Origin of the sequence: Streptomyces sp. NPDC026659 (assembly GCF_040638245.1) — a bacterium.
Taxonomy (GTDB): Bacteria; Actinomycetota; Actinomycetes; order Streptomycetales; family Streptomycetaceae; genus Streptomyces.
This window is the reverse complement of sequence record NZ_JBEZXY010000002.1, coordinates 664,482-689,739: the sequence shown is the minus strand read 5'-3', so window position 1 is coordinate 689,739 and position 25,258 is coordinate 664,482. Positions and strand designations below refer to the sequence as shown.

Sequence of the window (25,258 nt, the reverse complement as noted above, 5' to 3'; positions counted from 1 at the left end):
GAGTGGGGCCGAGGGGTGGGCCCGCGTCCATATCCCGACATGCTGTCGGGATCGTATTGCGCGGGACGTACCGGGCGTGGTCACATGGTAGCCAGCCCGTGGTTAGGCATACCTAAGCACACCCGCCCCCGCAGCTCAGGAGGCGCCATGTCCGCTCCACGTCCCACGGCCCGGCCCGAGCGGGCCGGACACGCCCCGGTGACCCCGCAGGTGTCGATGCGCGACCTGCTGGCCTCGTGCGCGGCGGCGAAAGCGGTCTCCACCCCGCCTCCCGCCCCGGACCCGGCCGAACACACCCCGGACCACCGCGAGGCGGCCTGACCCCGCCGGGGTCAGCGGATCACCACCACCGGCACGCCGATCGTCGCGAACCGCCACATGGCGTCGCCGTCCGGCCGGGTCTCACGGATGCCGCCGGTCTTCACCGAGCCGGAGTCCGTCTGCGCCGGATCGTCGTCGGTGGCCGCGCTGAAGCCGATCGTCACGCCGTTCCGCGTGGCGAAGCGGACCACGTGCTCGACGAGCACCCCGTCGGTGCCCGGGACCTGCTTGGAGCGCGAGGTCACCCAGTACGCACCGAGGCGCGGGTCCACCTGTCCGGGGCGTACCCGGAAGGTGCGCTGTACGCGCTCGTGGTCGTCCACCAGCCAGACCCGGTCGTCGTCCACCGAGTACACGACCCGCTCCCCCTTGCCGGAGTCGCGCGGCAGCGCGGTCGGGTGGCGGCTGTCGCGCGGGGCCTTGGCGGCGGGGGAGGGGGAGGCGTTCGCCTTGACGCGGCCCATGCCCGGGGGGACGGTGGCCTGCGCCTGCCAGGCGAGGAGGGCGACGGTGCCGAGGGCGGCCGCGGTGAGGCCGGCCACGATTCCCGAGCTGGTGCCTGCCACGTGGGACCGCCTTCGCCTCGTGCCCATATGTCGTACTTCGTGCAGACCGTAGCAGCCGGTGACCGTCCGTCCGGGGCGGGCGTGCGCGAGCCGCGGGCGCCGTAGGCTGTTCGCGTGCTCTTGCTCGCTCTGGATACCGCCACCCCCGCCGTCACCGTCGCGCTGCACGACGGCGAGGGCGTCGTCGCCTCGTCCGGTCAGGTGGACGCGCGCCGCCACGGGGAGCTGCTGCTGCCCGCCGTCGACCGCGTGCTCGCCGCCGCCGGGGTCAAGCTCGACGCCGTCACCGGCATCGTCGTCGGCACGGGACCCGGCCCCTACACGGGCCTGCGCGTCGGTCTGATGACCGCCGACACCTTCGGCCTCGCGCTCGGCGTCCCCGTGTACGGCGTGTGCACCCTGGACGGCCTCGCCTACGCCGCCGACATCGAGAAGGGCCCCTTCGTGGTGGCCACCGACGCGCGGCGCAAGGAGGTCTACTGGGCGACGTACGCCGACTCGCGCACCCGGCTCACCGGCCCCGCCGTGGACCGCCCCGCCGACATCGCGGAACGGGTCGCGGGCCTGCCCGCCGTCGGCGCGGGCGCGCTGCTCTACCCGGACACCTTCCCCCAGGTCCACGAGCCGGAGCACGTCTCCGCCGCCGCGCTCGCCTCCCTGGCCGCCGAGAGGCTGGCGGCGGGCGAGGAACTGGAGGAGCCCCGGCCGCTGTATCTGCGCCGCCCCGACGCGCAGGTGCCGAAGAACTACAAGGTGGTCACGCCGAAGTGACCGCCGAACTGCGCGAGATGCGCTGGTGGGACATCGACCGGGTCCTGGAGCTGGAGAAGGACCTGTTCCCCGAGGACGCCTGGTCGCGGGGCATGTTCTGGTCCGAGCTGGCCCACTCCCGGGGCCCGGAGGCGACCCGGCGCTATCTCGTCGCCTCGGCGCCGGACGGCCGGATCGTCGGGTACGCGGGCCTCGCGGCCTCCGGCGACCTCGGCGACGTGCAGACCATCGCCGTCGCCCGCGACCAGCAGGGCACCGGTCTCGGCGCCCGGCTGCTGACCGAGCTGCTGCGGGCCGCGACCACCTTCGAGTGCGCCGAGGTGATGCTGGAGTGCCGGGTGGACAACACCCGCGCCCAGAAGCTCTACGAGCGCTTCGGCTTCGCCCCCATCGGCTTCCGGCGCGGCTACTACCAGCCGGGCAACGTGGACGCCCTGGTGATGCGCCTGACCGACCCCTCTTCCTCCCTGGAAGACGTACAAGGAACCGAGACCAATGGCTGACGAACCTCTCGTCCTCGGCATCGAGACCTCCTGCGACGAGACCGGCGTCGGCATCGTCCGCGGCACGACCCTGCTCGCGGACGCCGTCGCCTCCAGCGTCGACGAGCACGCCCGCTTCGGCGGTGTCGTCCCCGAGGTCGCCTCGCGCGCCCATCTGGAGGCGATGGTCCCGACCATCGACCGCGCGTTGAAGGAGGCGGGCATCAGCGCCCGCGACCTCGACGGCATCGCCGTCACCGCGGGCCCCGGCCTCGCGGGCGCCCTCCTGGTCGGCGTCTCGGCCGCCAAGGCGTACGCCTACGCCCTCGGCAAGCCGCTCTACGGCGTCAACCACCTCGCCTCCCACATCTGTGTGGACCAGCTGGAGCACGGCCCGCTGCCCGAGCCGACCATGGCCCTGCTGGTCTCCGGCGGCCACTCCTCGCTGCTGCTGTCCTCGGACATCACCTCCGACGTACGGCCGATGGGCGCCACCATCGACGACGCGGCGGGCGAGGCATTCGACAAGATCGCCCGCGTGCTGAACCTGGGCTTCCCCGGCGGCCCGGTCATCGACCGCTACGCCCGCGAGGGCGACCCGAAGGCCATCGCCTTCCCGCGCGGTCTGAGCGGTCCCCGCGACCCCGCCTACGACTTCTCCTTCTCCGGCCTCAAGACCGCCGTGGCCCGCTGGATCGAGGCCAAGCGCGCGGCCGGCGAGGAGGTGCCCGTCCGTGACGTGGCCGCCTCCTTCCAGGAGGCCGTGGTGGACGTGCTGACCCGCAAGGCCGTGCGTGCCTGCAAGGACGAGGGCGTCGACCACCTGATGATCGGCGGCGGTGTCGCGGCCAACTCCCGGCTGCGGGCGCTCGCCCAGGAGCGCTGCGAGGCGGCCGGCATCCGGCTCCGCGTGCCGCGCCCCAAGCTGTGCACGGACAACGGCGCGATGGTCGCCGCGCTCGGCGCCGAGATGGTCGCCCGCAACCGGGCCGCCTCCGACTGGGACCTCTCCGCCGACTCCTCCCTGCCGGTCACCGACCCGCATGTGCCGGGCAACGGGCACGACCACGACCACGACCACGTCCACGAGGTCAGCAAGGAGAACCTGTACTCGTGAGCGTCACCCTGATGTGGGAGGCGCGGGCCGCCGAGGGCCGGGGCGCCGACCTGCTCGCCTGGGCCCGCGCCCAGGAGCTGTCCGCCCCGCCGCTGCGCCGGGAGACCTTCCGGGCACCGGGGGAGCGGGTGCTGGTTCTCACCTGGTGGGACGCGGCGTACGACGCGGACGTGCCGGAACTGCCCGATCCGGACGCGGGGTTGGTGTCGCGGCCGGTGCACCGGTGGCGGTTCGAGCCGGTGGAGGACTGAGCCGGAAACTGTCCTTCGGACAGGGCTGGCGCTCGGTGGCGATCTTTGGCTATGATCATCACAGAGCGAACGGGCCGGAACAACTCCGGTCAGAACGCCAGGCGTTGGTGGTCCAAGGAAAGACGCCCCGCTTCCTGCGGGGAAATGCAGGTGCAAGGCCTGCCCGGCGCTCAGATCAGAAGGCGCCCCGGTTTCGACCGGGGCGCCTTCGCCGTTCCCGGCTCACCCGGCGGGGGTCACCACGGTGTCGCAGCGCAGTACGCGCTCCGGGCCCGCCACGCGCACCGGACCCGTCAGCGTCACACGGTCGGTGTGCCGCACCTCGGCACTCGACGGGCCCAACCGCAGCTCCAGCGCCCCCGGTTCGACGATCCGGGCGCCCGCGCGGCCGGTGAAGGACGCCAGGTCGGCGTGGAAACGGAAGCTCACACGGGCCGCCTCGCCCGGCTCCAACTCCAGCCGCCGGTAACCGATCAGCCGCACATCGGGCCGCGTCACCGAGGCCACCGGGTCGTGCAGATAGAGCTGCACCACCTCCGCGCCCGCCCGCTCCCCGGTGTTGCGCACGGTCAGCGAGAGGTCGTACGCCCCGTCCGTGCCGATCTCGACGGGCTCCGTTCCGCTGAACTCCCCCCAGGCGAACGAGGTGTACGACAGTCCATGCCCGAAGGGGAAGAGCGGGGTCGGGTCCAGGGCGCTGACCTCGCCCGCGAGGCCGAGCGGCGGCTGGAGGTAGGTCCAGGGCTGGCCGCCGGGGTCGCGGGGCACGCTCAGCGGGAGGCGGCCGGAGGGGTTGACCCGGCCCGAGAGCACTCCGGCTACCGCCGTGCCGCCCTCCTCGCCGGGAAAGAACGCCTGGACGGCCGCGCCGAGTTGGCCTTCCCAACGGCCCAGCGCGTACGGGCGGCCGGTCAGCAGGACCAGGACGACCGGGGTGCCGGTGGCCACCAGCGCGTCCAGCAACCCGGCCTGTACGCCCGGGAGTTCCAGGTCGGCCACATCGCACCCCTCGCCCGAGGTGCCCCGCCCGAACAGGCCCGCCCGGTCGCCGAGCACCGCCACGCACACGTCGGCGTCGGCTGCCAGGGCCGCGGCTTCCGCGAACCCGGAGGTGTCCGGGTCCGAGACGCCGCAGCCTTCGGCGAACTTGACCTCCATGTCCGGGAGTTCGGTGCGCAGGGACTCCAGGACCGTCGGGATCCCGATGCCGAGCGGCACGTCCGGGTGGTGGGGGAGGACATGGGAGGGGAAGGAGTAGCAGCCGAGCATCGCGAGCGGGTCGGCGGCGCGCGGGCCCACCACCGCGATCCGGGCGCCGGGGGAGAGCGGCAGCAGCCCGGCGGGGTTGGCGAGCAGGATCACCGACTCCTCCGCCAGGCGGCGGGCCAGGGCGCGGTTTCCGGGCGGGTCCAGATCCACCGGGCCCTCGTTCTCGGTCCCCGGGGTGAAGTCCTCGTCCAGCAGAGCCAGTTCGCACTTCTGGAGCAGCACGCGGCGGGCCGCGCGGTCCACCAGGGACTCGGGCACGTCCCCGGCCCGTACCGCCGCGACCAGGTCCGCGCCGTAGCAGTCCACGGTGGGCAGTTCGACGTCGATCCCGGCGGCCAGTGCGAGATGGGCCGCCCGGGTCTTCGTGGCGGCCACCCGGTGCAGGGTGCGCAGGAAGCCGACGGCGAAGTAGTCGGCGACCACCGTGCCGGTGAAGCCCCACTCCTCGCGCAGCAGCCCGGTCAGCAGCTCCGGGTCGGCCGAGGCCGGGACGCCGTCGGTCTCGGTGTACGCGGCCATCACCGACCGCGCGCCGCCCTCGCGCAGCGCCAGCTCGAAGGGCGGCAGGACGACGTCCGCCAGCTCGCGGACACCGGCCCGCACCGGCGCCAGATTGCGGGCGCCCGCCGAACCCGCGTACCCGGCGAAGTGCTTCAGCGTGGCGACCACCCCGGCCGACTCCAGGCCCCGTACATAGGCGGCGCCGACCGTGCCGACCAGGTACGGGTCCTCGCCGATGGTCTCCTCCACCCGGCCCCAGCGCAGATCGCGCGCCACGTCCAGGACCGGGGCGAGACCCTGATGGACGCCCACCGAGCGCAGGTCGGCGCCGATCCTGCGGCCCATCTCCGCCACCAGCTCCGGGTCGAAGGAGGCGCCCCAGGCGGGCGGGACCGGGTAGGCGGTCGCGCCCCAGGCGGTGAAGCCGGCCAGGCACTCCTCGTGGGCGAGCGCGGGGATGCCGAAGCGGCCCGCGGCGGCGATACGGCGCTGGGCGGCGGCGAGCGCACGGGCACCCGCCGCCGCGTCCACGGGGGCGGTGCCGAAGGAGCGCGTCAACTGGCCGAGGCCGTGCGCGATCAGCTCGTCCCAGTCCGCCACCCGGCTCATCTCGCCCTGGAGCGGGGCGACTTCACCGCCCTCCGCGTCCGCGCCCACCCACACGCCGTACAGCTGGGCCGTCTTCTCCTCCAGGGTCATCCGGGACAGCAGGTCGGCGACGCGGTCGGCGGCGGGCAGGGCGGGGTCGCGCCAGGGGGCGGTGGTCATGGAACTCCTGTCGGGGGTGTCGTACGAGAGCGGACGCGAGCGGGGTGGGGTCACTTGCCGCCGACGCCCATCAGGCCGCCGACCAGGGCGCGCCGGGCCACCAGGTAGACGGCGAACACCGGGATGCCGGAGAGGACGACCGAGGCGAGCAGTGCGGGGATGTTCACGCCGAACTGGCTGACGTAGGTGAACAGGCCCAGGGTGAGGACGCGGGGGCCGTCGGACTGGGTGAAGATCAGAGGGAAGAGGAAGCCGTTCCAGGCCTGGAGCGCCGCGTAGACGACGACGGTGCCGATGCCTCCCTTGGCGAGGGGGATGACCAGCTGGAACAGCATCCGCGCCGGGGAGGCGCCGTCCAGGGCCATCGCCTCGTACAGCTCCTCGGAGATGTCCCGCAGGGTGCCGGTGAGGACAAGGACCGACACCGGCATCGCGAAGGCGGCGGTGGGGAGAATGACCGCGAGCAGGCTGTCGTACAGGTTCAGCTTGGCGATCATCAGGTAGAGCGGGACCACCACGGCCTGCGCGGGGATGGCCACGCCGAGCAGGAACAGCCGGAAGGCGGCGCCGGACCAGAAGCCGCGGGTGCGTACGGCCACGTACGCCAGTGGCACGCACAGGACCAGGACGATGCCCACGACGGCGGCCGCCACCAGCGCGGTGTTGGCGAGGAAGTGGCCGAAGCCGCTGTGCAGGACGGTGTCGTAGTTGGCCAGGGTGGGGTGGCGCGGTGGGCGCAGGGCGTTGTGGCCCAGGGCCTCGTCCTGACCGGTCAGGGAGAGCGAGATCATCGCGTAGACCGGGACGATGACGACGGCCAGCCAGATCACCGAGCCGAGTCCGGCGAGCGGGTCGGCGCGGCGGGTCCAGGGGCGGCGCGGCGGCCGGGGCGGCTTCACGGCAGCGGGGGACTTCACCGGCGGGGTGAGGGTGTCGGGGGCCACGGCGTCACATTCCTTCGCGGGTGCTGCGCATGGCGCCGAAGCCGGACAGCCGGATCAGCAGCAGGGAGAGCGCGGTGGCGGCCACGACGAGGAAGGTCGCGACGGCGCTGGCGTATCCGAAGTCGTAGCTCTTGAAGCCCGCTTCGTACATCAGGTACGGCAGGATCGCGGTGTCCGTGCCGGGGCCGCCCTGGGTGAGGATGAGGACGGTCTCGAAGTAGGTCAGCGAGCCGACGATCATCAGCACGCCCGAGGTCGTCGCCGTGTTGCGCAGTTGGGGCAGCGTGATGGAGACGAACCGGCGCAGGCGTCCGGCGCCGTCGATCGCGGCGGCCTGGTAGAGCACGTCGGGGATCTGGCGTGCTCCGCCCTGGTAGATCATCGTGTGGAAGGGGATGAACTGCCAGCCGCCGACGAAGACGAGCGCGAGGAACGCGCCGGAGGTCGTGCCGAGCGTGTCGCCGCGCACGATGCCGAAGTTGGGGTCGAGCAGGGCGTAGAAGAGCAGCGAGATCGCCGTCGAGGACAGCAGGAACGGCACGAAGAAGACGGCCGAGAGGATCGCCCGGTTGCGCTGGCGTCCGGCCGCCCAGACGCCCAGGAGCAGGGAGGCGACCGTCTGGAAGGCCCAACTGGCCACCGTCAGCAGGGCGGTGGCGGTCAGGGACTGGGTGAGCCGGTCGTCCGTCATCAGCTTGTGCCAGTTGGCCAGACCGGCCGGGCGCGGGTCGCCCAGGCCGTTCCAGGTGGTGAAGGACAGGCAGAACGCGAGGACCATGGGCAGCAGGGCGAAGAAGCCGAAGAAGAGCACGGCGGGGAGGGCCCAGGAGGGGTGAGGGCGTCCAGCTCTGGCAGCCAACCCAGCGGTTTTACCGCTCACTTCAGCTCCTTGAGCGCCGACACGAACCGCTCCGGCGACGACTTGCCGACGAACAGCTTGTTGACCTCGGTGAGCATCGGGGTCGAGGCGTTCGGGTCGACCGCCTGGTCCCAACTGAGCGTGAAAGCGGGGGCGTTCTGGACCATGCGGTACTGGAAGCGGGCGAACTCCGGGTTGGGGGAGGCGTCCAGCAGCTTGGCCGCGTTGGAGGTGGCCGGGATGTCACCGTTGGCGATCAGGTCCCTGGCGTAGCGCTCGGAGGCGCAGTCGCGGAGGAAGGCGAGGGCCGCGTCCTTGTTGCTCGTACGGGCGTTGACGGACCAGTAGTTGGTGGGATTGCCGACCACGTTGCGGATGTCGCCCGCGCCGCCTTCGAACTCCGGGAACGGGCACCAGCCCAGGTCCTTCTTCGCGAAGTCGGGGAACTTGCCGAGCTGGGTGGAGTACTCCCACGACCCCATCAGATGCATGGCGGCCTTGCCCTTGGCGAAGGCCGCCGGCGCACCGCCGTTGGTGTACGCGACCGAGCTGAAGCCCTTGCCGAAGGCGCCGTCGTCGATGAGGTCCCGCACGGTCCGGGCGGCCTTGAGGACGGCGGGGTCGCCCCATCCCGCCGAGTCGCCGTTCTTGATCCGGTCGAAGACCTTGGGGCCGCCGATGCGGTCCACGAGGTACTCCAGCCACATGAGTTCGGGCCAGATGTCGGCGCCGCCGAGGGCGAAGGGGGTGATCCCGGCCTTCTTCAACTTCGCGTTGGTGTCCAGGAGTTGGTCCCAGGTGGCGGGCGCCTTCAGGCCGTGCTCGGTGAACAGGCGCTTGTTGTAGAAGAGGATCACCGGCTGCATTCCGCGCATGGGGATGCCGTACGCGCGGCCGCCGAGCGCGCCCGCGGCGAGGACGGAGGGCAGGAAGCCGTCCTTGAGGACCGGGTCGGAGGCGATGGTGCCGGTGAGGTCGAGGAGCTGGTGGGCCTCCTCGTACGCCTTGATGGAGCCGCCGCCCCAGTTGAAGAACACGTCGGGGGCGTTCGGCGAGCCCATCGCGGTGCGGAGCTTGGCGGGGTACTCCGCGCCGGGCACCTTCTCCAGTCGGACTCTGCCCTTGGTCGTGCGGGCGGCGGCCGAGGCGTTGAACCGCGAGACCGCCGCGGACTGCACCTTCGCCGCGTCGTCGCCGTACACGAACGCCGTGAGCGTGCCGTCCGCGCCGGAGCCGCCGCCGGAACCGCAGGCGGTGAGCCCGGCGGCGGCCCCGGCCGCGGCTCCGGCGGCGAGGAACCAGCGCCTGCTGTAGGTCTCCATGAACGGGCACCCCTCACGGATCGTTTCGCGGATGGCTCCGCGAGTGTCTTCGAATGTTTCGAAATTGAACTCGAATGTTCCGGGAACGTAAGACGCCCGAGGGAGCCCGTCAAGAGGTCGCGCAGAGATACGATCGCGGCCATGAAGCCGACGAAGAACGGAACGGCGCAGAGCGCCACGCTCGCCGAGATCGCCCGGGAGGCCGGGGTGTCGGCTCCGACTGTTTCGAAGGTGCTCAACGGGCGGGCCGACGTCGCCGCCGCCACCCGGGCCCGGGTCGAGGAGCTGCTGCGCGCCCACGGCTACCGCCGCAGACGGGCCGAGGCCACCCGCTCGCCGCTGATCGACCTGGTCTTCCACGAGCTGGAGAGCGCCTGGGCGATGGAGGTCATCCGGGGCGTGGAGAACGTGGCCCGGGAGGCGGGCCTGAGCGTGGTGCTCTCCGAGAGCGCCGGGCGGCTCACCCCCGGCCGCACCTGGGCCGACCAGGTCGCGGGCCGCCGCCCGCACGGCGTGATCCTGGTCCTGTCGGACCTCGACGACGCCCAGCGCGCCCTGCTGACCAGCCGCCGCGTCCCCTTCGTGGTCCTCGACCCGGCGGGCGACCCGGGGGCCGACGTGCCCTCCATCGGCGCCACCAACTGGCAGGGGGGTCTGGCCGCCACCCGGCATCTGATCGACCTCGGCCACACCCGGATCGGCGCGATCAGCGGGCCCTCCCGCATGATGTGCAGCCGCGCCCGCCTCGACGGCTACCGGGCCGCGCTGGAGACCGCGGGCCTGCCCGTCGACCCGGCCCTGGTCAAGGCCGGCGACTTCCACCACGACTCCGGCCGCCGCCTCGGTCTGGAACTCCTGCGCGCCCCCGACCGCCCCACCGCCGTCTTCGCCGGCAACGACCTCCAGGCCCTCGGCCTCTACGAAGCCGCCCGCGAACTCGGCCTCCGCGTCCCCGAGGACCTCAGCGTCGTCGGCTTCGACGACCTCCCCGTCGCCCGCTGGGTCGGCCCCCCGCTCACCACCGTCCGCCAGCCCCTGACCGAAATGGCCGAGGCCGCCGCCCGCCTGGTCCTCGACCTCGGCCGCACGGACTCCCCCTCCGCCTCCACCCGCGTGGAACTGGCGACGAGCCTGGTGGTGCGATCGAGCACGGGGGCGCCGCCTGCGTGAACACCGCCCGCGTGAGTGCCGCTACGCCGCCGGATGCCCGATCAGCATCGTCGGTGCGCCAGCCACCCGCGTGAGGAACACGGTCGCGGAGTTCGGCCCCTGCGGCTTCACCTTGCGGCGGAGTTCCTCCGGTTCGACCGCCGAGCCGCGCTTCTTGACGGTGAGGGTGCCGACCTGGCGTTCGCGGAGGAGGGCCTTCAACTTCTTGAGGTTGAAGGGGAGTTGGTCGGTGATCTCGTAGGCGGTGGCGTAGGGGGTGGGGCGCAGGGTGTCGGAGGTGATGTAGGCGATGGTCTCGTCCAGGAGGCCGCCGGACAGGTCCTCGGCGACCTCGGCGACCAGATGGGCGCGGATGACGGCGCCGTCGGGCTCGTAGAGGTAGCGGCCGACCGGGCGGACCGCCGGGTCGGGCAGGCCGCGGCCGAGCAGGGTGCGGGGGCCCGGGAGCAGGGTGGCGCGGACGCCGCCCGGGGCGCCGGTGCCGAACCACAGCACCGCCTCCTTCACGTCCCCGCCGTCCGAGATCCACTCGGCCTCGGCCTCGGCGGGCACCGCCTCGTGCGGGATGCCGGGGGCGATCTTCAGCGCGGCGCGCGGGGCCGTACGGGCCGCCGCGACCGCCCAGGACAGGGGCGGGGAGTACGCCTCCGGGTCGAAGATGCGGCCCCGGCCGCCGCGCCGCGCCGGGTCCACGAACACCGCGTCGTACCCGGCCGTGTCCACCTCGGTGACGTCCGCCTCGCGCACCTCGATCAGGTCGTCGAGGCCCAGCGCCTCCGCGTTCGCCCGGGCCACCGCCGCCGTCAGCGGGTCGCGGTCCACGGCCAGGACCCGGATGCCCGCGCGGGCCAGCGCGATCGCGTCGCCGCCGATCCCGCAGCACAGGTCGGCCACCGAGGTCACCCCGAGCGCCCGCATCCGCTCCGCGCGGTACGCCGCCACGCTGGTCCGGGTCGACTGCTCGACCCCGTTCGGCGTGAAGTACATCCGCTCCGCGTCCCCGGCCCCGAACTTGGCCGCCGCCCGCTGCCGCAGCCGGGCCTGCCCCAGCGCGGCCGACACCAGTTCGACGGGGTGGGTGCGGCGCAGCCGGGTCGCGACGGCGAGTTCGTCGGCCGGCGCGGTGCCGCGCACCTCGTCGAGCAGGGCCCGGCCCTCGTCGGTGCGCAGGGCGTGGAACGCGGGGAGGGGAGAGAGCTGGTCGTTCACCGGCTCATTGTGGGCCAGTCGGTGGACCGTACGCCTCCGGCGGCGGTGTCGGGCCGGTCACGGGGCTCCGGCCTGCCAGGATCCGGCACCATGCGAGCCGTCGTACAAAACGATAAAATTCGGGCGCGGTTGCGCTCGACCGCCCTGCGCTGCGGCGTCGCCGCACTGACCACCGCCGCCGTCCTCACCGGCTGCGCGGGCCCCGGCGACAGCGCCGCCCCGCACCACGCCCCGGCCGGACGGGGCGGCCCCGCCAAGGCCCCGGACGCGGCCGCCGCCCGCGCCGCCGAGCAGCAGCGCATGGCCGCCGCCACCCGCAAATGGGGCCTGAACGAGGTCCCCCTCACCCCGCCCGCGCCCCCCGCGACCAAGCCGGAGATCACCGCCCGCGCCGGTTTCGAGGTCGACCACCAGGACGACTGGGACCTCCCCCCGGTCTTCACCACCATCCCCACCCAGCAGAAGATCGTCTTCCTCACCATCGACGACGGCGCCGAGAAGGACCCCAGATTCCTGGAGATGATGCGGGAACTGAAGCTCCCGTACACCGCCTTCCTCAGCAACTACCTCGTCAAGGACGACTACGGCTACTTCCGCAAGATGCAGTCGTACGGCAACTCCCTCGAGAACCACACCCTGACCCACCCCTATCTCCCCGGCCTCTCCTACGAGCAGCAGCGCCACGAGATCTGCGGGATGCAGGACATCATGGAGAAGCAGTTCGGCAAGCGCCCCACCGTCCTGCGCCCGCCCTACGGCGACTACAACCAGGACACCCTGCGCGCCGCCAGGTCCTGCGGCATCAAGTACGCGCCGATCTGGAACGAAGAGGTCTACGTCGACCACTGGGAGTACCGCGAGGACGACCAGCGACTGCGCCGGGGCGACATCGTCCTCACCCACTTCCGGGGCCCCGACGAGTGGAACGGCACCATGGTCGACGACATGCGCCGCTTCCTGAACAAGATCACGGCCGAGGGCTACGCGGTCGCCCGCCTGGAGGACTACCTGTGAGCCACAGGGGGCGGGGACGGGTGCGGCGGGCGTTGGGACGTCCGGCGAGGGGCGGAGGCGACGGCGGGACCGGTGGCGGGACCGGTGGCGGGATCGGTGGCGGGATCAGGATCGGGACTGGGGTCGGAGTCGGGGGCGCACGCGCCGCACTGTGCGCCGTACTCGCCACCGCCGCCCTCCTGACCGGCTGCGCCCAGTCCGTCGACCCCATCGAACGCCTCGGCAAGAAGGCCGCCGAGGGAGTCCACCGCCCGGTCGTACGCGCCGACCGCGCCTACCGCCACTGGGGCCTCCCCGCCCCCCTCGCCACGGCCCCGCACCACGCCGCACGCCCCCTCGCGTCCCGCGGAACTCCCCTGCCCCGGGCCGTGGACCACGTCCCCACCACCGACAAGGTCGTCTTCCTCACCTATGACGACGGTGTCGGCCAGGACCCCCGCCTGGCCACCCTGATCCGCGAACTCCGCCTCCCGGTCACCGTCTTCGCCGCCGCCCACCAGACGGCCCTGCGCAGGGCGGGCGCGACGGTCGAGCGCCGGGCCCCCCGCCGGGGAACCCTCCCCGGCCTCCCCTACACCCGTCAGCGCGCCGTCCTCTGCGCCCACCCCGCGGCCCGCCTTCTCCGCCCCCGCCTCGGCACGTACGACCACACCACCCTCCGCGCCGCCGCCCACTGCGGCATCACGGCGGTCGTCCTCTGGCGGGCGACGGTCACGTCAACGGGCCTGGCCTACACGAGGGGCGCCCACACACTCCTCCCGGGCGACATCGTCAGAGTGGGCCCGGCGCGGGGCACGGCGACGGCGCTGGGGGAGCGGACGGCGAGGCTGTTGCGGAGGGTGCAGGAACGGGGGCTGACGGTGGGTCGCCTGGAGGACTACCTGTAGAAACGATTCGGCCCGGGCAACTGTCAGCCCGTCTCGGCCCGGGTAACTGTCAGCCCGTCCGGCGTTTGAGGACGAGGCCCGTTCAGGGCCGAAGCAGGGGCGTGGGGGTGCAACCCCCACACAGGCCGAGCCAACTCCCCGCACCCCCGATCGCCGACGCGCCGCACGGCAATTGGCACTCCGCTTGACCGAGTGCTAACCCCGGTCATAGTCTCGGCTCTGGCACTCGGCAGCAGAGAGTGCCAACAAAGCGACGGGCAGGTCCGGCACCCGCGACGACGGATCCACCTGGTCGCCACCTCAGACAGTCAACCCCGTGTGATCTCAGAAGGGGGAGGTCGGATCGTGACGACCGCCAGCTCCAAGGTTGCCATCAAGCCGCTCGAGGACCGCATCGTGGTCCAGCCGCTGGATGCCGAGCAGACCACGGCCTCTGGCCTGGTCATCCCGGACACCGCGAAGGAGAAGCCCCAGGAGGGCGCCGTCCTCGCCGTGGGTCCCGGCCGCTTCGAGAACGGCGAGCGCCTGCCGCTCGACGTCAAGGTCGGCGACATCGTGCTGTACAGCAAGTACGGCGGCACCGAGGTGAAGTACAACGGCGACGAGTACCTCGTCCTCTCGGCTCGCGACGTTCTCGCGATCATCGAGAAGTAGTTCACCCCGAAGCATCTGCTTCACCACTGCGCCCCTGGCCCCCGCTACCGAGAGGAAGCCGGGCGGCCGGGGGCGCGGTCACATCCACCCAGATTTTCGAGAGGGCTACCGCTGTCATGGCGAAGACTCTGAAGTTCGACGAGGACGCCCGTCGCGCCCTTGAGCGCGGCGTCAACAAGCTGGCCGACACGGTGAAGGTGACGATCGGCCCCCGGGGTCGCAACGTCGTCATCGACAAGAAGTTCGGCGCGCCCACCATCACCAACGACGGTGTCACGATCGCCCGTGAGGTCGAGATCGAGGACCCGTTCGAGAACCTCGGCGCCCAGCTGGTGAAGGAGGTGGCGACCAAGACCAACGACATCGCGGGTGACGGCACCACCACCGCCACCGTGCTCGCCCAGGCGCTCGTCCGCGAGGGCCTGAAGAACGTCGCCGCCGGTGCCTCCCCGGCCTCCCTGAAGAAGGGCATCGACGCCGCCGTCAAGGCCATCTCCGAGGACCTGCACGCCGCGGCCCGTCCGATCGACGAGAAGTCGGACATCGCCGCCGTCGCCGCGCTGTCGGCGCAGGACGACCAGGTCGGCGAGCTGATCGCCGAGGCCATGGACAAGGTCGGCAAGGACGGTGTCATCACCGTCGAGGAGTCCAACACCTTCGGTCTGGAGCTGGACTTCACCGAGGGCATGGCCTTCGACAAGGGCTACCTGTCCCCGTACTTCGTCACCGACCAGGAGCGTATGGAGGCCGTCCTCGACGACCCGTACATCCTGATCAACCAGGGCAAGATCTCCTCGATCACTGAGCTGCTCCCGCTGCTCGAGAAGATCATCCAGACCAACGCCTCCCGGCCGCTGCTGATCATCGCCGAGGACGTCGAGGGCGAGGCCCTGTCGACCCTGGTGGTCAACAAGATCCGCGGCACCTTCAACGCCGTCGCGGTGAAGGCCCCCGGCTTCGGCGACCGCCGCAAGGCGATGCTGCAGGACATGGCCGTCCTCACCGGCGCCACCGTCATCTCCGAGGAGGTCGGCCTCAAGCTCGACCAGGCCGGTCTGGACGTGCTGGGCTCCGCCCGCCGCGTGACCGTCACCAAGGACGACACGACGATCGTCGAGGGCGCCGGCAAGTCCGAGGACGTCCAGGGCCGCGTCAACCAGATCAAGGCCGAGATCGAGAACACGGACTCCGACTGGGACCGCGAGAAGCTCCAGGAGCGCCTCGCGAAGCTGGCCGGCGGCGTGTGCGTGATCAAGGTCGGCGCCGCCACCGAGGTGGAGCTGAAGGAGAAGAAGCACCGCCTGGAGGACGCCATCTCCGCGACCCGCGCCGCGGTCGAGGAGGGCATCGTCTCCGGTGGTGGCTCCGCTCTGGTGCACGCCTCCAAGGTCCTCGACGGCAACCTCGGCAAGACCGGCGACGAGGCCACCGGTGTCTCGGTCGTCCGCAACGCCGTGGTCGAGCCCCTGCGCTGGATCGGCGAGAACGCCGGCCAGGAGGGCTACGTCATCGTCTCCAAGGTCAAGGACATGGAGAAGGGCCAGGGCTACAACGCCGCCACCGGCGAGTACGGCGACCTGATCAAGGCCGGCGTCATCGACCCGGTCAAGGTCACCCGCTCCGCCCTGGAGAACGCCGCCTCCATCGCCGCCCTCCTCCTGACGACCGAGACCCTGGTCGTCGAGAAGAAGGAAGAGGAAGAGGCCTCCGCCGGTCACGGCCACGGCCACGGTCACTCCCACTGACCCGACCTCACCTCACGACCGAGGCCCGGCATCCCCACGGGGGTGCCGGGCCTCGGCGCTGTGCGGCCGCTCCTGATACGTCGTCGACATCGAGATCGCTGACATCGAATCGACGGCGCCCCGTTTTCACCACGAGAGCGTGGCAAGTCTGAGGCCAGGGGCTATCCATGATTCGACCCAGGCATTTCGTGGAGGCGGGTGGATATCAGGCTGTTCAGTGACGAAATCGCTGATGACGTGGACGTCCTGCCTCATCAGGCACTGCTCACCTATGCAGCCTTGATCCAGCCGCGCGGTTCCTGGCCTGCCACGCGCCGGCCTCCTGGGCTGATCCCATCGGCTACGCGACCGTCGTTGAGGCCGCCGTCGCGCCCGAGGGCCGGCGTGGCGGGGTCAGACCGCTCACCGCTTCAACGGGCAGAACGACACGTTCGCGCGCCTGGCCGGGGCCGTCGGCCGCAGCCAGGACATGGCCGGTGAGCGGGGAGCCGGGGCCGAGCACGCCAAGTGAGGGGGCGGAGTGGTACGCGAACGCCCCCCCCTCACCGACGAGGCTCCTCGGTGCCCCCGGCGTTCACTGCGGTCCGTACTTCCGCCCCGTCCGCGCGCTGAGCGTCCCCAGCAGCCCGCGCGGGGCCACCTTCGCCAGGCCCATCAGGGTCTTGTAGCGGGGGTCGGGGATGGAGAGGGTCTTGCCGCGGGAGAGGTCGTCGAGGCCCTCGGCGACGACCTTGTCGGCGTCGAGCCACATCCAGCCGGGGATGTTGTCGGTGCCCATGCCGGCGCGCTCGTGGAACTCGGTGCGGACGAAGCCGGGGCACAGGGCCATCAGCCGGACGCCGGTGCCCGCGAGGTCCTTCGCCGCGCCCTGGGTGAACTGCACGACCCACGCCTTCGAGGCGCCGTACGTGCCGCGCGGGACGAAGGCCGCCACCGAGGCGACGTTGACCACGCCGCCCCGCCCCCGCTCGCGCATCGCCTCCGTCGCGGCCGAGGTCAGCCGCAGTACCGCCTCGCAGTGGACCTTGAGCATCCGCAGCTCGTCGGCCATGGAGACGTCGAGATAGCGGCCCTTGTTGCCGAAGCCGGCGTTGTTGACCAGCAGGTCGATGGGGTTGCGGCGGTCGGCGAGGCGCTCGGCGACGGTCTCGATGCCCTTGTCGTCCGCCAGGTCGGCGGTGAGCACCTCCGCCTCGATGCCGTGCCGGTCGTGCAACTCGGTCGCCTGTTCCCGCAGCCGCGCGGTGTCGCGCGCCACCAGGACGAGGTCATGCCCGTCAGCCGCCAGCCGCCGCGCGAATGCGGCGCCGATCCCCGCGGTCGATCCCGTAATCAGAGCCGTTGTCATGGCCCAAGGGTAGTGACCCGGGCCGGGCCGTACCCCGTCGGTGACGTGGCCTCAGTCCGCCTGTTCCGTGAGGTACTTGTGCAGCCGCGCCCGCGTCTCGGTGTGCAGCGCGTCGATCGCCGGGAGCAGCCGGGGCAGCAGCTCGCGCTCCGTGGTGACCGCGCGGAACTGCATCGCCGCCGTCACCCCGTGCTCCGGCCGGTGCACGATCTCCACCGCGTCGCCCGCCCGGATCTCGCCCGGCTCGATCACCCGGAGGTAGGCACCGGTCGCGGCCTTCCGGGTGAATCTCTTCACCCAGCCCCGTTCGTCCAGATGGCCCTGGAACGTACGGCACGGGATACGCCCCGAGGTGACCTCCAGAACCAACTCCGCGCCGATCCGCCACCGCTCGCCGATGACCGCCCCGGACACCTCGACGCCGTCCAGGGTCAAGTTTTCCCCGAAGGAGCCATTGGCCAAAGGTCGGCCCAGTTCCCGTTCCCACTCGTCCAGATCCTCGCGCGCGAAGGCGTACACCGCCTGGTCGTCGCCGCCGTGATGGCGCAAGTCGCACACCGCGTCCCCGGCAAGACCGCTCCCGCCGACCCCCTTCGGGCCCGGGGCCGTCACCCGCACCGGTCCGTCGACGGGCCGCTTGTCGATGCCCGTCAGACCCTGCGCCTGGTCCGTGTACGGCACCGCCGTGGGGTGCCCGAGATTGACGGAAAGAAGCTTCATGAGCGCACGGTACGTGACCGTCTCCCAAAGCGTCGACGCGATATTGGGCATCTCTCCCAAGCGAGGCTTATGCTCAAAGGGTGATCGAGGCCCGTCATCTCCGCGTCCTGCGCGCCGTCGCCACGACCGGCTCCTTCTCGGCGGCCGGCCGCGAACTGGGCTGCACCCAGCCCGCCGTGAGCCAGCAGATGAAGGCGCTCGAAGCCTCGGTCGGCACCCCGCTGCTCGTGCGCGGCGGCCGCGAGATGCGGCTGACCCAGGCCGGAGAAGCCCTGGTCAGGCACGCCTCCGGCATCCTCGCCGGGCTCACCGCCGCCGAGGAGGAGGTCGCCGCCATCGCGGGCCTCAGGGCGGGCCGGGTCCGGCTCGTCTCCTTCCCGAGCGGCAGTTCCGCCCTGGTCCCCACCGCCCTGGCCGCCCTGCGCGCCGCCCACCCCGGCACCCGGGTCTCCCTGGAGGAGGCGGAACCCCCGAAGTCCGTCGAGCTGCTGCGCGAGGGCGACTGCGATCTGGCCCTCGCCTTCCGCTACGCGGGCGCGGCCGCCGAGGAGTGGGACGACCTGGTCGTACGGCGCCTGCTGACGGACCGCCTGGTCGCCCTCGTCCCCGAGCGCCACCGGCTCGCCCGCGCCGACTCCGTCGCCATCGGGGAACTGGCCGGTGAACCCTGGATCGCGGGCTGCCCCCGCTGCCGCGGCCAGCTGGTGCAGGTCTGCGAGGGCGCGGGCTTCACCCCGCGCATCGACTTCGCCACCGACGACTACCCGGCGGTGATCGGCCTGGTCGGCGCCGGTCTCGGGGTCGCGGTGCTGCCGCAGCTCGCCGTGGATTCGGTACGGCCCCGGGGCGTGCGCGTGGTCCGCCTGGAACCGGCGGTACGACGCGAGATCGTCGCCCTCACCCTCCCCGACCTGGCCCAGGTCCCGGCGGTGGCGGCGACTCTGGAGCAACTGGCGCGGGCGGCCGAGGGTTTGGGGCGACAGGGGTAGGCGCGCGGGAGCGCGAGGGGGGCTACGAAGGGGCGCGCGTGGGCGCACCCAGGGGGGAAGCGTCTGGAGAAACGTTCCTTCATGTATGGGGAGTGGCACTCCCGCCGGTGGTCGACGCCGACACCAGGCGGTTGCGTGCCCGCCCCATCAGCTCCTCGCGCTCGTCCTCGGTGAGGCCGCCCCACACGCCGTACGGCTCCCGTACCGCCAGGGCGTGTGCCGCACATTCGGCCCGGACCGGGCACCTCATGCAGACCTCCTTGGCCGAGTTCTCACGAGCGCTCCGAGCCGCCCCGCGCTCGCCCTCCGGGTGGAAGAAGAGCGAGCTGTCCACGCCGCGGCAGGCTGCGAGCAGCTGCCAGTCCCACAGGTCCGCGTTCGGTCCGGGAAGGCGGGAGAAATCTGCCATTACGTGACCCCTTGTAGCCGTTCTGGGCGGATACGGTGCCTTCGACCGTACATCTCCGGTCTAAGGAGATGAAAATATGACTCATTGCGAATCTAGCTCTAGACACCGTGAAATGGGAGCAAAAACGTCTAAATGGGGCATGGGTTGTGATGAAACGGCGAGGGTCCGTCGGCCATGTCTCGTCCGTGTCGGCCCCCTCACGTAGAGTGCCGAAGACAGCGTGTGGCCCCGTAACTCTTTCGAGTGACCGTCGTTGAGAGTGCGGAGGCGGTTGAAAACACAAGTGCTCGGGCAGGCGTCCGAGACGGTCGACCGCACAGGTGACGATTCCGTACCAGCCTGGAGGCTCAAGGTGACGCGCATCAGCTGCGGAGGGCGGTCATGACATCCGTCCTCGTCTGCGACGACTCCCCGCTTGCCCGAGAGGCGCTCCGCCGCGCGGTCGCGACCGTGCCCGGCGTCGAGCGCGTGACGACGGCTGCCAACGGCGAGGAAGTCCTCCGCCGCTGGGGTGCCGACCGCTCCGACCTCATTCTCATGGATGTCCGCATGCCCGGCCTGGGCGGTGTCGAGACCGTACGTCGGCTGCTGTCCGCCGACCCGGGCGCGCGGATCATCATGCTCACCGTCGCCGAGGACCTCGACGGCGTGGCGCTCGCGGTCGCGGCCGGGGCGCGGGGCTATCTGCACAAGGACGCCTCGCGCGCCGAACTGCGGGCCACCGTGACCCAGGCTCTCGCCGACCCGACCTGGCGACTGGCTCCGCGCCGGCTGCGCTCGGCCGAGATGGGCGCCGCGCCCACGCTCACCGCGCGTGAGATCCAGGTGCTGGAGGGCATGAGTCACGGCCGCTCCAACGCCGAGATCGGCCGCGAGCTGTTCCTCTCCGAGGACACCGTCAAGACCCACGCCCGGCGCCTGTTCAAGAAGCTCGGCGCCTCCGACCGCGCCCACGCGGTGGCGCTCGGCTTCCGCTGGGGTCTGGTCCGCTAGGACATGCTCGGCGGCGGTGCCCGGGCCGCCATCCGTCGCTCCCCGCCCGCGCGTTGGCGGGTGGGGCGGGTGGTGGGGGCTCGCGCCCCCGGCTGTCTTCGCGGTCTTCTCGCCTCCGTCTGCGGCGCGGTGCTGTCGGCCGCGTGGCATCGGGGGCTCACGGGGGCTGTCCGAGGGGCTTTCGCTGTGGGCTCGGTCGTGCGATCGGCGTCCGGAGGTGGGCTGTGATGCGGTCACCTGGTGGTGGGCCGTGGCGGGTGGCTGCCGTCGAGAAGCGCGGGCGTGCACGTGACGGTGCGCGTCGGCGGTGCTCGGGGGCGGTGGTGGGACGTGGCGCCGGGCCATGTGGTGCGGCGCCCCGTGATGGCTGGCCGCGTCAGGTCTTGGCGTGTGGGGTTTCGGTCCATGGTGGCTGGCCACATGGGGCCGTGGCACATGGGATCTCGACACACGCAGTCTGGCCCTATGGGGCCTCGGGGCCTAGTGCCCCGGCGCGTGGGGTCGGGCCGCACAGTTTTTGGCCACATGGGGTCGTGGCACGTGGAGTCTGGGCACATGGAGCTTCGGCCCGTGGGGTTCGGGCGCATGAGGCCCTGGCACACAGGGTCTCGGCACATGGAGTCCGGGCACGTGGTGACTTGGCACATAGGGTCTCCGCACGTGGAGTCCGGGCACACGGTGGCTGGCCACATGGCGCCCGCCCACACACCCCGAACCCCCCACCCGTACCCCCACTCCACCCACCCCCGAAGGTGCCCGCTGCTCGTTTCCGTGGGGATGCCGCATCCTTGAGGTGTGGAGTCTCTCGGGGAGTCGGTCAAGCGGAAGGGGAGGGTGCGGCGGATGAATGCTGCGGGCGCACCTGCTCATAACGCTTCGGTGCACAACCACGAACGCGATGCGACGGACCGGACGGCCGCAAGGCACCATGGACCGATGCGCGACGAGGAGGCGAGCACGGCTCACGGGGCGATCGGCGCCCTGGTGCACCGTGCCGTCGACGGGGACGAGCAGGCCACGCACGATCTGCTCGCGCACGTCCACCCCCTCGCCCTGCGCTACTGCCGTACGCGTCTGTCCCGGCTGCCCGGCGACGCGCGGCACTTCGTCGAGGACCTCGCACAGGAGGTCTGCGTCGCGGTGCTGCTCGCCCTGCCGCGCTACCGCGACACCGGCCGCCCCTTCGAGGCGTTCGTCTTCGCCATCGCCTCGCACAAGGTCGCCGACCTCCAGCGCGCCGCGATGCGGCACCCGGGTTCCACGGCCGTCCCCTCGGACGAGATGCCCGAGCGCCCCGACGACTCCCTCGGCCCCGAGGAACGCGCGCTGCTCAACAGCGACGCGGCCTGGGCCAAGAAGCTGCTGGCCAACCTCCCGGAGAACCAGCGCGAACTGTTGCTGCTGCGCATCGCCGTCGGCTTGACCGCGGAGGAGACGGGGCAGATGTTGGGAATGTCACCAGGAGCGGTACGGGTGGCGCAGCACCGCGCGCTGAGCAGGCTGCGCGCGCTGGCCGAGCAGTAGCCCGTACGCCGCCCCGTGACACTCCGCCGACGCCGGGCACGACCGGCCGGTGCGGAGCGAAAAGCGGTGGTGGGACGGCCGTGACGGCCGCCCGCGCAGGCCGGGTGCGAACCCGTGCGTGAACGCCCGCGCCACCGTTTCCGTACGAAAATACGAAGCCCGCGGTGCCCCCACAGCGTGGAATTTGCTGGCGACGCTTCCCGTTAGCATGGACATCCGCACCGATCAAGGCCATTTGGGGAAGGTGTCATGACTGCCAACGTCGACGGAGTGCCCGGTAAATTCGCGACACTCGGGCTGACCTACGACGACGTGCTGCTGCTCCCGGGCGCGTCGGACATGGCGCCCGAGGACATCGACACCGCCTCGTACGTCTCCCGCAATGTGCGTGTCAACATCCCGTTGCTGTCCGCCGCCATGGACAAGGTGACCGAATCCCGCATGGCGATCGCGATGGCCCGCCAGGGCGGTGTCGGCGTGCTGCACCGCAACCTGTCGATCGAGGGCCAGGCCAACCAGGTCGACCTGGTGAAGCGGTCCGAGTCCGGCATGGTCACCGACCCGATCACCATCCACCCGGAGGCCACGCTCGCCGAGGCCGACGCGCTGTGCGCCAAGTTCCGCATCAGCGGCGTCCCGGTGACCGACGCGGAGAAGAAGCTCCTCGGCATCGTCACCAACCGCGACATGGCCTTCGAGACCGACCGCAGCCGCCGGGTGCACGAGGTCATGACGCCGATGCCGCTGGTGACGGCCAAGGTCGGCATCTCCCGCCCCGAGGCGATGGAGCTGCTGCGCAAGCACAAGATCGAGAAGCTGCCGCTGGTCGACGACCGCGGTGTGCTCAAGGGTCTGATCACGGTCAAGGACTTCGTCAAGGCCGAGCAGTACCCGAACGCGGCCAAGGACTCCGAGGGCCGGCTGCTGGTCGGCGCGGCGGTCGGCGTGGCCGGTGACTCCTTCGAGCGCGCCCAGGCGCTGATCGAGGCCGGGGCCGACTTCATCGTCGTGGACACCGCGCACGGTCACTCCCGTCTGGTCGGCGACATGATCGCCAAGATCAAGTCGAACTCCTCCGGCGTCGACGTCATCGGCGGCAACATCGCCACCCGTGACGGCGCCAAGTCGCTGGTCGACGCGGGCGCCGACGGCGTGAAGGTCGGTGTCGGCCCGGGTTCGATCTGCACCACCCGCGTGGTCGCCGGTGTCGGCGTCCCGCAGGTCACCGCGATCTACGAGGCCGCGCTGGCCGCCAAGGAGGCCGGTGTCCCGGTCATCGGCGACGGTGGCCTGCAGTACTCCGGCGACATCGCCAAGGCTCTCGTCGCGGGCGCCGACACGGTGATGCTCGGCTCGCTGCTCGCGGGCTGCGCGGAGTCCCCGGGTGAGCTGCTGTTCATCAACGGCAAGCAGTTCAAGTCGTACCGCGGCATGGGCTCGCTCGGCGCGATGCAGACGCGCGGCGACCGCAAGTCGTTCTCCAAGGACCGCTACTTCCAGGAGGGCGTCGCCTCCGACGAGCAGCTGATCCCCGAGGGCATCGAGGGCCAGGTGCCCTACCGCGGCCCGCTGTCCTCCGTGGTCCACCAGCTGGTCGGCGGTCTGCGCCAGTCGATGTTCTACGTCGGCGGCAGCACCGTGCCCGAGCTGCAGGAGCGCGGCCGGTTCGTCCGGATCACCTCGGCGGGCCTCAAGGAGAGCCACCCGCACGACATCCAGATGACGGTCGAGGCGCCGAACTACAGCAGCCGCGGCTGACCAGCGTCCACGCGAAGCACCTGACAAGGGCGGTCCCGGTTCGACCGGGGCCGCCCTTGTCATGGGCGTCGGGGATACTGGAGGAGCCGAAACGCAAGAGGAAAGGCATGACGTGACTGAGATCGAGATCGGGCGCGGCAAGCGCGGCCGCCGGGCGTACGCCTTCGACGACATCGCCGTCGTCCCCAGCCGCCGCACGCGAGACCCGAAGGAGGTCTCGATCGCGTGGCAGATCGACGCCTACCGTTTCGAGCTGCCGTTCCTGGCCGCTCCCATGGACTCGGTGGTCTCCCCGGCCACCGCGATCCGCATCGGTGAGCTGGGCGGCCTCGGCGTCCTGAACCTGGAGGGTCTGTGGACCCGCCACGAGGACCCGCAGGCGCTGCTCGACGAGATCACCGAGCTCCCCGACGACCTGGCCACCCGCCGCCTCCAGGAGATCTACGCGGCTCCCATCAAGGAGGAGCTGATCGGCCAGCGCATCAAGGAGGTGCGCGACTCCGGTGTGGTCACGGCGGCGGCGCTCTCCCCGCAGCGCACGGCCCAGTTCTCCAAGGCGGTCGTCGACGCGGGCGTGGACATCTTCGTCATCCGGGGTACGACGGTCTCCGCGGAGCACGTGTCGTCCTCGCACGAGCCGCTGAACCTGAAGCAGTTCATCTACGAGCTGGACGTCCCGGTGATCGTCGGCGGCTGCGCGACGTACACCGCCGCGCTGCACCTGATGCGCACCGGCGCGGCCGGTGTGCTGGTCGGCTTCGGCGGCGGCGCCGCGCACACCACGCGCAACGTGCTCGGCATCCAGGTCCCGATGGCGACGGCGGTCGCCGACGTGGCGGCGGCCCGCCGTGACTACATGGACGAGTCCGGCGGCCGGTACGTGCACGTGATCGCGGACGGCGGTGTCGGCTGGTCCGGCGACCTGCCCAAGGCGATCGCCTGCGGCGCCGACGCGGTCATGATGGGCTCCCCGCTGGCCCGCGCCACCGACGCGCCCGGCCGCGGCCACCACTGGGGCATGGAGGCGGTGAACGAGGAGCTGCCGCGCGGCAAGAAGGTCGACCTCGGCACCGTCGGCACCCTGGAGGAGGTCCTCACCGGCCCCTCCCACACCCCCGACGGCTCGATGAACTTCTTCGGCGCCCTGCGCCGCGCGATGGCCACCACCGGCTACAGCGAACTGAAGGAGTTCCAGCGCGTCGAGGTCACGGTGGCGGACAGCCAGCACCGCCGCTGACACGCTCCCCTGAGCTGCGGAAAGGGCCCGGCCTGCGGAGGCCGGGCCCTTTCGCGTACCCGGGCGGGTGGGGCGCGCGTTGCGCCGGGGGGCGCATGGTTGCGTTCGGGGCGAATGCGCGGGGAACGGCCTGTACGAGCCGATAGTGTCCGTTTCCGGCGCCCCAGTTGTCTGGGACGCCCCCTTCCAAGGACACGATCCGGACCCCGGCCCTCGGGGCCCGGCCCGATTCCAGCGGACCGCCTACCGGGCTAATGGGCGGCGTCGTGGAAGGGGGTCGTCCATGGGACGTCACCGCAAGCCCACTCGCTGGGAACGGACCCGTCTGTGGATGGTGAAGTGCCGGAGGAGGTGGATCTTGCGGATTTTCGGATGGTGAGCGGCCGCCCCTACAACAACTAGGGGCGGACACTCCGCGAACCATCCCGGA

General features: G+C 71.7%; 24 protein-coding genes. 15 read left to right on the top strand and 9 right to left on the bottom strand.

Going from position 1 to position 25,258, the window contains the following annotated elements; translation table 11 throughout:
* Positions 1 to 147 precede the first annotated feature (147 nt).
* Positions 148 to 321, top strand: coding sequence for a hypothetical protein (locus tag AB0E91_RS07715; RefSeq protein WP_361776745.1), 174 nt, complete (start codon positions 148 to 150; stop codon positions 319 to 321).
* Between the two features lie 11 nt (positions 322 to 332).
* Here the strand turns inward: AB0E91_RS07715 and AB0E91_RS07710 are convergent, their stop codons facing one another.
* Complete coding sequence (locus AB0E91_RS07710; protein ID WP_361776742.1) at positions 333 to 887, bottom strand: hypothetical protein; 555 nt, start codon at positions 885 to 887, stop codon at positions 333 to 335.
* A gap of 114 nt (positions 888 to 1,001) precedes the next feature.
* Here AB0E91_RS07710 and tsaB point away from each other — a divergent pair, with 114 nt between their 5' ends.
* From tsaB to AB0E91_RS07690, 4 genes are read left to right on the top strand one after another with little or no spacing between them, the layout of a single operon-like run.
* Positions 1,002 to 1,658 (top strand): tRNA (adenosine(37)-N6)-threonylcarbamoyltransferase complex dimerization subunit type 1 TsaB, encoded by a 657-nt coding sequence (gene tsaB, locus AB0E91_RS07705; RefSeq protein WP_361776739.1) that lies wholly within the window; start codon positions 1,002 to 1,004, stop codon positions 1,656 to 1,658.
* A 17-nt stretch (positions 1,659 to 1,675) separates the two neighbouring features.
* Positions 1,676 to 2,161 carry a ribosomal protein S18-alanine N-acetyltransferase gene (rimI, locus tag AB0E91_RS07700; RefSeq protein WP_361777371.1) on the top strand — a complete coding sequence of 162 codons (486 nt, stop codon included), beginning with the start codon at positions 1,676 to 1,678 and terminating at the stop codon, positions 2,159 to 2,161.
* A complete protein-coding gene (tsaD, locus tag AB0E91_RS07695) occupies positions 2,154 to 3,257 on the top strand; it encodes a tRNA (adenosine(37)-N6)-threonylcarbamoyltransferase complex transferase subunit TsaD (RefSeq protein WP_361776736.1) in 1,104 nt (367 codons plus the stop codon). The genes rimI and tsaD overlap by 8 nt, the downstream gene beginning before the upstream one ends.
* A complete protein-coding gene (locus AB0E91_RS07690; RefSeq protein ID WP_361776733.1) occupies positions 3,254 to 3,508 on the top strand; it encodes a hypothetical protein in 255 nt (84 codons plus the stop codon). Before tsaD ends, AB0E91_RS07690 begins: the two co-directional genes overlap by 4 nt.
* Before the next feature lie 222 nt (positions 3,509 to 3,730).
* On the opposite strand, the gene AB0E91_RS07685 is transcribed toward AB0E91_RS07690, so the two are convergent.
* From AB0E91_RS07685 to AB0E91_RS07670, 4 genes are read right to left on the bottom strand one after another with little or no spacing between them, the layout of a single operon-like run.
* Positions 3,731 to 6,046 carry a glycoside hydrolase family 3 N-terminal domain-containing protein gene (locus AB0E91_RS07685; protein WP_361776730.1) on the bottom strand — a complete coding sequence of 772 codons (2,316 nt, stop codon included), beginning with the start codon at positions 6,044 to 6,046 and terminating at the stop codon, positions 3,731 to 3,733.
* A 50-nt stretch (positions 6,047 to 6,096) separates the two neighbouring features.
* Positions 6,097 to 6,945 carry a carbohydrate ABC transporter permease gene (locus tag AB0E91_RS07680; RefSeq protein ID WP_361777368.1) on the bottom strand — a complete coding sequence of 283 codons (849 nt, stop codon included), beginning with the start codon at positions 6,943 to 6,945 and terminating at the stop codon, positions 6,097 to 6,099.
* A 49-nt stretch (positions 6,946 to 6,994) separates the two neighbouring features.
* Positions 6,995 to 7,849 (bottom strand): sugar ABC transporter permease, encoded by an 855-nt coding sequence (locus tag AB0E91_RS07675; RefSeq protein WP_361776727.1) that lies wholly within the window; start codon positions 7,847 to 7,849, stop codon positions 6,995 to 6,997.
* 17 nt (positions 7,850 to 7,866) lie between these two features.
* Entirely contained in the window at positions 7,867 to 9,171 is a 1,305-nt protein-coding gene (locus AB0E91_RS07670; RefSeq protein WP_361776724.1) for an extracellular solute-binding protein, read from the bottom strand.
* A gap of 141 nt (positions 9,172 to 9,312) precedes the next feature.
* Between AB0E91_RS07670 and AB0E91_RS07665 the strand changes: the two genes are divergently transcribed.
* Positions 9,313 to 10,341, top strand: coding sequence for a LacI family DNA-binding transcriptional regulator (locus AB0E91_RS07665; protein WP_361776721.1), 1,029 nt, complete (start codon positions 9,313 to 9,315; stop codon positions 10,339 to 10,341).
* 21 nt (positions 10,342 to 10,362) lie between these two features.
* On the opposite strand, the gene AB0E91_RS07660 is transcribed toward AB0E91_RS07665, so the two are convergent.
* Complete coding sequence (locus tag AB0E91_RS07660) at positions 10,363 to 11,550, bottom strand: methyltransferase domain-containing protein (RefSeq protein ID WP_361776718.1); 1,188 nt, start codon at positions 11,548 to 11,550, stop codon at positions 10,363 to 10,365.
* Between the two features lie 90 nt (positions 11,551 to 11,640).
* Between AB0E91_RS07660 and AB0E91_RS07655 the strand changes: the two genes are divergently transcribed.
* The 4 genes from AB0E91_RS07655 to groL all read left to right on the top strand — a co-directional run bounded on the left by AB0E91_RS07655 (position 11,641) and on the right by groL (position 15,850).
* Positions 11,641 to 12,564, top strand: coding sequence for a polysaccharide deacetylase family protein (locus AB0E91_RS07655; protein ID WP_361776715.1), 924 nt, complete (start codon positions 11,641 to 11,643; stop codon positions 12,562 to 12,564).
* 149 nt (positions 12,565 to 12,713) lie between these two features.
* The gene (locus AB0E91_RS07650; protein WP_361777366.1) at positions 12,714 to 13,451 is read left to right on the top strand and encodes a hypothetical protein; all 738 of its coding nucleotides are present in this window, start codon (positions 12,714 to 12,716) and stop codon (positions 13,449 to 13,451) included.
* 345 nt (positions 13,452 to 13,796) lie between these two features.
* On the top strand, positions 13,797 to 14,105 hold the full coding sequence (gene groES, locus AB0E91_RS07645; protein ID WP_018543953.1) for a co-chaperone GroES: 309 nt from the start codon (positions 13,797 to 13,799) through the stop codon (positions 14,103 to 14,105).
* 116 nt (positions 14,106 to 14,221) lie between these two features.
* A complete protein-coding gene (groL, locus tag AB0E91_RS07640) occupies positions 14,222 to 15,850 on the top strand; it encodes a chaperonin GroEL (protein ID WP_361776711.1) in 1,629 nt (542 codons plus the stop codon).
* Positions 15,851 to 16,424: 574 nt separating this feature from the next.
* On the opposite strand, the gene AB0E91_RS07635 is transcribed toward groL, so the two are convergent.
* A complete protein-coding gene (locus AB0E91_RS07635; protein ID WP_361776708.1) occupies positions 16,425 to 17,198 on the bottom strand; it encodes an SDR family oxidoreductase in 774 nt (257 codons plus the stop codon).
* A 51-nt stretch (positions 17,199 to 17,249) separates the two neighbouring features.
* Positions 17,250 to 17,918 carry an MOSC domain-containing protein gene (locus AB0E91_RS07630; protein ID WP_361776705.1) on the bottom strand — a complete coding sequence of 223 codons (669 nt, stop codon included), beginning with the start codon at positions 17,916 to 17,918 and terminating at the stop codon, positions 17,250 to 17,252.
* Between the two features lie 80 nt (positions 17,919 to 17,998).
* Here AB0E91_RS07630 and AB0E91_RS07625 point away from each other — a divergent pair, with 80 nt between their 5' ends.
* Entirely contained in the window at positions 17,999 to 18,907 is a 909-nt protein-coding gene (locus tag AB0E91_RS07625; RefSeq protein WP_161182056.1) for a LysR family transcriptional regulator, read from the top strand.
* Positions 18,908 to 18,986: 79 nt separating this feature from the next.
* Here the strand turns inward: AB0E91_RS07625 and AB0E91_RS07620 are convergent, their stop codons facing one another.
* Entirely contained in the window at positions 18,987 to 19,316 is a 330-nt protein-coding gene (locus AB0E91_RS07620) for a WhiB family transcriptional regulator (protein ID WP_161182055.1), read from the bottom strand.
* Positions 19,317 to 19,697: 381 nt separating this feature from the next.
* Between AB0E91_RS07620 and AB0E91_RS07615 the strand changes: the two genes are divergently transcribed.
* The 4 genes from AB0E91_RS07615 to AB0E91_RS07600 all read left to right on the top strand — a co-directional run bounded on the left by AB0E91_RS07615 (position 19,698) and on the right by AB0E91_RS07600 (position 24,828).
* Positions 19,698 to 20,309, top strand: a complete 612-nt coding sequence (locus AB0E91_RS07615) for a response regulator transcription factor (RefSeq protein WP_003948568.1) — start codon at positions 19,698 to 19,700, stop codon at positions 20,307 to 20,309.
* Between the two features lie 936 nt (positions 20,310 to 21,245).
* Complete coding sequence (locus tag AB0E91_RS07610) at positions 21,246 to 21,833, top strand: sigma-70 family RNA polymerase sigma factor (RefSeq protein ID WP_161182054.1); 588 nt, start codon at positions 21,246 to 21,248, stop codon at positions 21,831 to 21,833.
* A gap of 249 nt (positions 21,834 to 22,082) precedes the next feature.
* Positions 22,083 to 23,591, top strand: coding sequence for an IMP dehydrogenase (gene guaB / locus AB0E91_RS07605; RefSeq protein WP_361776700.1), 1,509 nt, complete (start codon positions 22,083 to 22,085; stop codon positions 23,589 to 23,591).
* A gap of 112 nt (positions 23,592 to 23,703) precedes the next feature.
* The gene (locus AB0E91_RS07600) at positions 23,704 to 24,828 is read left to right on the top strand and encodes a GuaB3 family IMP dehydrogenase-related protein (protein ID WP_361776697.1); all 1,125 of its coding nucleotides are present in this window, start codon (positions 23,704 to 23,706) and stop codon (positions 24,826 to 24,828) included.
* Positions 24,829 to 25,258: the final 430 nt, after the last annotated feature.